Annotated in this window: 5 protein-coding genes; 4 read left to right on the plus strand and 1 reads right to left on the minus strand. The window is 43.7% G+C overall.

Features of this window, described 5'->3' with window-relative positions; all coding sequences use genetic code 11:
- From AB5170_RS18860 to aspS, 3 genes are all read left to right on the plus strand, one after another.
- Positions 1 to 576, plus strand: a complete 576-nt coding sequence (locus AB5170_RS18860) for an HD-GYP domain-containing protein (protein ID WP_118579396.1) — start codon at positions 1 to 3, stop codon at positions 574 to 576.
- Positions 577 to 585: 9 nt separating this feature from the next.
- Positions 586 to 1,836, plus strand: a complete 1,251-nt coding sequence (gene hisS / locus AB5170_RS18865) for a histidine--tRNA ligase (RefSeq protein WP_118579399.1) — start codon at positions 586 to 588, stop codon at positions 1,834 to 1,836.
- A gap of 135 nt (positions 1,837 to 1,971) precedes the next feature.
- Positions 1,972 to 3,777 carry an aspartate--tRNA ligase gene (gene aspS / locus AB5170_RS18870; RefSeq protein WP_148461918.1) on the plus strand — a complete coding sequence of 602 codons (1,806 nt, stop codon included), beginning with the start codon at positions 1,972 to 1,974 and terminating at the stop codon, positions 3,775 to 3,777.
- A gap of 197 nt (positions 3,778 to 3,974) precedes the next feature.
- On the opposite strand, the gene AB5170_RS18875 is transcribed toward aspS, so the two are convergent.
- Positions 3,975 to 5,105: a hypothetical protein gene (locus AB5170_RS18875; RefSeq protein ID WP_226837641.1), complete on the minus strand. Its 1,131-nt coding sequence runs from the start codon at positions 5,103 to 5,105 to the stop codon at positions 3,975 to 3,977.
- Between the two features lie 282 nt (positions 5,106 to 5,387).
- Between AB5170_RS18875 and AB5170_RS18880 the strand changes: the two genes are divergently transcribed.
- The coding region (locus tag AB5170_RS18880) for a biotin/lipoyl-binding protein (RefSeq protein WP_368365134.1) at positions 5,388 to 6,391 on the plus strand (1,004 nt) is incomplete at its 3' end.

The following is a 6,391-nucleotide window of genomic DNA, read 5'->3' on the forward strand; positions in this document are numbered from 1 at the left end:
TTGGAAAAGCTTTCCAGTGAACAGTCAGAAACATCCGACAGAGTTCTGGAATTTGATTTATCAGCAGAGTTAAGGCATGGAATCGCAGTGAGTAATCTGGCGTACGCGTTAAGTAAGGAGCTTGGACTTCCTCATGAGCAGTGTTACGATCTTGCAATTGCAGGAATGCTTCACGACATAGGAAAGCTGAAACTGAGAAGCTATATCAACGGGCAGGAAAGTAATCCCATGGTAATTGAGGAATTGAAATATGTCCGCATGCATTCTACACTTGGCTATGAGGAACTGAAAGACCAGGGCTATTCGGATTTTGTTCTTGAGAGTATTCTTTATCATCATGAAAATTACGATGGAAGCGGTTATCCGTCCAATCTGGCAGGGAAGGAGATTCCCATTGGTGCCCGGATTCTTCGTGTATGCGATGTATTCTGTGCATTGAGTCAGGAGCGGTCTTACCGCAAGGCTTTTGATAAGCATACTGTGATGGAATTGATGATAGACGAAATAAAAAACTTTGATCTGGAAGTATTTCTTGCATTTCAAAGAGTAGTACACGCCAGCCAGGCTGGTAAATAAGGAGGACACATGGCATTAAAGAAGAAGCCGGTTACCGGCATGAAAGATATTTTACCAAAGGAGATGGAAGTCCGTAACTATGTTACAGGACTGATCCGTGAAACATATGGTTCCTTTGGATTTACTTCAATTGAGACTCCGGGAGTGGAGCACATTGAGAACCTGTGCAGCAAACAGGGCGGTGATAATGAGAAGCTGATTTTCAAAATCTTAAAAAGAGGTGAGAAGCTGAAGCTTGACCAGGCAAAAGAAGAAGCTGATCTTGTGGATTCAGGTCTTCGCTATGATCTGACAGTACCTCTTTCCAGATATTATTCAAATAACTCTAATGAATTGCCTGGACCATTTAAGGCACTTCAGATGGGATACGTATGGAGAGCTGATCGTCCGCAGAGAGGACGTTTCCGTCAGTTTATGCAGTGTGACATTGACATTTTAGGTGAGCCTACTTATATGGCAGAAATCGAGTTGGTACTTGCGACTACTACACTTCTTGGCAAGCTTGACTTCCATAATTTCACTATCCGTATCAATGACCGCCGTATTCTGAAGGCTATGGCTGAGTATAGCGGATTTCCGAAGGAAAGCTTTGATACTGTATTTATCATTCTTGACAAAATGGATAAAATTGGTCTTGAGGGCGTAGCGAAAGAACTGGAAGAGGAAGGCTTTGCAAAAGAAAGCATTGATACTTATCTTGCGATGTTTAAAGAAATCAGCTCAGATATCCAGGGCGTAAGATATTGCAAGGAGAAGCTGGCAGATGTTCTTGACGAACAGATCGCAGCAGATCTTGAGACAATCATTTCCACTGTGGAAGCTGTGAAGACTGCTGACTTTAAGATGGCATTTGATCCTACACTGGTTCGCGGCATGTCTTATTACACCGGTCCGATCTTCGAAATTTCCATGGATGAGTTTGGCGGCAGCGTTGGCGGCGGCGGACGTTATGATGAGATGATTGGTAAATTTACAGGAAACAATACAAGTGCATGCGGATTTTCTATTGGATTTGAGCGTATTGTTATGCTCCTTCTTGAAAGAGGATATCAGATTCCTACAGCAAAGACTAAGAAGGCATATCTTATTGAGAAAAATATGCCGTCAGACAAGCTGATTGAGATTTTCCGTCAGGCAGAAGAAGAGAGAAAGACCGGAGTTCAAGTCAATATCTCTATTATGAAGAAGAATAAGAAATTCCAAAAAGACCAGATGACAGCTGAAGGCTATACGGAATTTGTGGAATTCTTTAAACGCTGATAAAGAGATTTAACGTGTTGTTTTTGAAAAACAGCCGTCAATGATATTTTATGGATCATTTAAAGCAATACAGCTGAATGGTTTATAATCAGAGAAAGCTGGGGGAAACCCCATAGAATAAGGAGGCGCCTTAAAATGGCTGAGAGTATGCAGGGACTGCACAGAACCTGTCGATGTGCAGAAGTGACCACACAGATGGTAGGCAGCGAAGTAACACTTATGGGATGGGTTCAGAAAGCAAGAGATAAAGGAGGAATCATTTTCGTAGATTTACGTGACCGCAGTGGTATTATGCAGCTGATCTTTGAAAATGGTTCCATTGATGAGGAAGGCTTTGCCAAAGCCGGCAAGCTGAGAAGTGAGTTTGTGATCGCAGTTACCGGAACCGTTGAGAAACGTGGTGGTGCAGTAAATGAGAATCTTGCAACAGGTGAGATCGAAGTGAGAGCAAAATCTCTCCGTGTTCTTTCCGAGGCAGAAGTTCCGCCATTCCCGGTTGAGGAGAACAGCAAAACAAAAGAGGATGTACGTCTGAAATACCGTTACCTTGACTTAAGACGTCCGGATCTCCAGAGAAACCTGATCCTGAAGAGCCGTGTAATGCAGCTGACAAGATCCTTCTTTACAAACGAGGGATTCCTGGAGATTGAGACTCCTATGCTTGGAAAGAGTACTCCTGAAGGTGCAAGAGATTATCTGGTGCCATCCCGTGTACATCCTGGCTGCTTCTATGGTCTGCCGCAGTCACCGCAGCTGTACAAACAGCTTCTGATGTGTTCCGGATATGACAGATACATCCAGATTGCAAGATGCTTCCGTGATGAGGATCTTCGTGCTGACCGTCAGCCGGAGTTCACACAGATCGATATGGAGCTTTCTTTCGTAGATGTAGATGATGTAATCGATGTAAATGAGAGATATCTTTCCTACCTGTTCAAAGAGGTTCTTGGTATCGATGTGAAACTTCCAATCGAGAGAATCACATGGCAGGAAGCAATGGATCGTTTCGGTTCTGATAAACCGGATATGAGATTTGGCATGGAGCTTCATGATGTAAGCGATATTGTGAAGAACTGTGGATTCTCCGTATTTACAGGTGCTCTTGAAGCTGGTGGAAGCGTTCGTGGTATCAACGCAGAAGGCCAGGGCAGCATGCCTCGTAAGAAAATTGATAAGTTAGTAGAGTTTGCCAAGGGATATGGTGCAAAAGGTCTTGCATACATTGCAATCGCAGAAGATGGCACCAGAAAGTCTTCCTTTGCCAAGTTTATGACAGATGAGGAGATGGATGCTCTTGTAGCTGCTATGGACGGTAAAGCAGGTGACCTGCTTCTGTTTGCAGCGGATAAGAAGAAACTGGTTTATGATGTTCTTGGCGCACTTCGTCTGGAGCTTGCAAAACAGATGGATCTTCTTGACAAGAACGAATACCGCTTCGTATGGGTAACGGAGTTCCCGCTTCTTGAGTGGAGCGAGGAAGAAAACCGTTTCACAGCTATGCACCATCCATTTACAATGCCGATGGATGAGGATATCCCGCTTCTCGACACAGATCCGGGCGCTGTTCGTGCGAAGGCTTACGATATTGTACTGAATGGTAACGAGATCGGCGGCGGCAGTGTTCGTATCCATCAGGATGATATTCAGGAGAGAATGTTTAAAGAGCTTGGATTTACCCCGGAAGCTGCCCATGAGCAGTTCGGATTCCTTCTGGATGCATTCAAATACGGAGTTCCGCCTCACGCCGGACTGGCTTATGGTCTTGACCGTCTGGTTATGCTCATTGCCAAGGTTGACAGTATTCGTGACGTAATTGCATTCCCGAAGGTAAAAGATGCATCCTGTCTGATGACTCAGGCACCGCAGCGCGTAAGCGAAGCACAGTTGGACGAGCTGGGACTTGAAGTTGAGAAAGAAGCTGCTCCAGAGACTGAGGAATAAGAAAAGAAATACAACAAGAGATAACTTAGCTTATAACTTGGAATAAGCTGACTGAAAAATCCTGCCTGCAAAAATGGGTGGGATTTTTCTTATGGAAGAATGTTGTCACGCTCTGGCAGGCATGGACTTTGGGTTCGCTGTCAGCACAAATAAAAACGCCCCTGCACAAGTTTGCAGAGGCGTAAATTTTAACTATATCATCCGTTGGTTTCCTGCTTGTCTTCTACCGGGCTGGAACTTAAAGTTCCAAACAATGCCTGTCCAAACACCGTTCCTGCGTCTTCCAGTTTCCAGGAAGCACCGTCGTTGATCAGTGTGAAAGTTGTTTCCACTGTTTTAGTAGCTGTATTTTCTTCAATATATTCAAGAAGCAGACTGTAGGACTTTTCATATCGTTTTTGGGCACCGTCGATAACAGCATCCACAGAGGCAAGATAGGAATCCAGCTCCTTCTGATAATTTTCCAGAATAGCATCGCTGTCAAAGGTGGTAATATTGGCTGTAACTGTGGCTGTATAGCCGGAAACAGTGGTTTCCCCAATAGAATAATCAAAGGTGGAGTGAACCTGTTTTACCAGTGCTTCTGCAAGGCTGATCTTTGCAGGGTCTTCTGTGCTGATAATGGAATCTGCATTTAAATAATTGCCCAGTTCCTCTGCAGACATATTTTTCAGGGTATTCAGATAAACTAAGATTGTGTCTTCCGGTGATAAAATATCCGGGTCTGTGAGATCGTTCATAAGACCGCCGACAAGGTCATTTTCCAGTGTATTGGTGCGCCGGATCTCCCAACTGGTTTCGCCGTCTTTATTTGAGGCGTCTAAGGAGATGGTGCAGTTACGCTCCACAGTCTGGTAGTCATTACTCTTAAGCAATTCATTCAGAAGCGTGTAGCGCTCTTCAAGGGAAATGGTCTGTTCCGTGGCTTCTTCAGAGGAAGCGGACTGGGAAATTTCATGCTTCAGCTGCGCCTTGGAAAAATCTTCAGCAAGCGCATGGGCATCCAGAGTGACCAGCCTGAGATTCGCCTGTGCGGATTGTTTGTCCTTGTCTACGTTAACATCCAGAATTTTATAATCAAAATCCTGGAAAAAGAGAGAAAAGACTTCTTCAATATCAGAAGAAATAGTGATATCTTCGGGTTCACCGGGGAAAAGCTTCTGGTAGGAGATGTATTTCTGTGTGGTAATGGAATCCAGATCCTTTAGCTGATCCAGTTCCTGTTTTACTGCGTCCTCGATTTTTTTCTCCTCCTTGCTGGTACAGCCGCATAGTGAAAAAGTGCAGAGAAGCAAAAGAAGAGGAAGCAGAAATCTGACTGACTTCATACAGAGTTCTTTCCTTTCAAATTATTACGTAAAATGTTTATAAAACTTTTTTATTATACCATTTTTTTTCATAAAAGTCAAAAATGCCTAAAATTTAGACGATATTTCTAAAAAAAGAGTGAATAAATTGTGAAAAATGCATTATCAGCTTAGAATGCTTTTCTTTTGAGGCTGAATCTGTTATTATAAACAGGGTAAATGCAGATGACAGATGTGGAGATATATCTGTTATAATTGCAAAAGATATTGAAAAACCATTGAGTTATCGTATAGGAGGTAACCATGAAGAAAAAAGGTTTTGTCATCGGAGGGCTGATCATTCTTGCTGGAGCAGCTGGTGCCGGTGGCTGGTATTACTATAAAGAAAATTATGGGGATTCTGCAGCGGCTTCTGGTGAAGTTGCATATGTGACTAAGATCAGCACTCTTCTTGGAGAAGATTCCGGAGTGCTGAACCGGTTCGCAGGCGTGGTAGAGCCTCAGGAGACGGTAAAGGTAAATATTGAGAACAATCGAACTGTTACCGAAGTAAAGGTGAAGGTTGGAGATGAGGTAAAGAAGGGACAGCTGCTTTTTGAATACGACCTGAGCAGTATCCAGGACAGCCTGAAGGAAGCCCAGCTGGCTCTTGACCGGTTGAAGAATGAAGCGCTCAGCCTTAATGAACAGATTTCCACTCTTGAGAAAGAGAAAAAGAAAGCCAATAAGAACAGCCAGCTTTCTTATACCATTGAGATTGAGACGAATAAGATGAATCTGAAGAAGAACGAATATGACCAGGTGAGCAAGCAGGCAGAGATTGATAAGCTGCAGGCAGCTACCACCAATACAGAAGTACGAAGCGAAATCGACGGAGTCATCCAGAAAATTGATACCAGTAAGCTGGGAAGCGATGATGGAGATACTCTGGATGACAGCATGGGAGCTGATTCCGGAAGTGATTCTTCTGATAATTCTTTTATCACCATTCTCAGTACAGGTGCTTACCGTATTAAGGGGCAGGTAAATGAGCAGAATCGTAATACGGTTGTTCCAGGCTCTGCAGTTATTGTGCGTTCCAGAGTGGATGAGAATCAGATCTGGCATGGAACTATGGGGGCTGTGGACGAGCAGAATTCTACGAACAGCAGTAGCAGTAATTCCTATTTTGGAATGTCCAGCGGTGATGATACTACAAGTTCCAGTACCTATCCTTTCTATGTAACTCTGGATTCATCAGAGGGACTTATGTTAGGACAGCATGTATACATAGAAATGGATGAGGGACAGGAAGAGCAGAAGAAGGG

The organism is Ruminococcus sp. RTP21484sp1_RTP21281st1_A8_RTP21281_210402 (genome assembly GCF_040914025.1).
GTDB lineage: Bacteria > Bacillota > Clostridia > Lachnospirales > Lachnospiraceae > Blautia_A > Blautia_A faecis.

Excerpts from the sequence above, each read along its gene's own strand:
- hisS (WP_118579399.1), top strand. The coding sequence starts at position 586 with ATGGCATTAAAGAAGAAGCCGGTTACCGGCATGAAAGATATTTTACCA.
- aspS (WP_148461918.1), top strand. The coding sequence starts at position 1,972 with ATGGCTGAGAGTATGCAGGGACTGCACAGAACCTGTCGATGTGCAGAA.
- AB5170_RS18875 (WP_226837641.1), bottom strand. The coding sequence starts at position 5,105 with ATGAAGTCAGTCAGATTTCTGCTTCCTCTTCTTTTGCTTCTCTGCACT.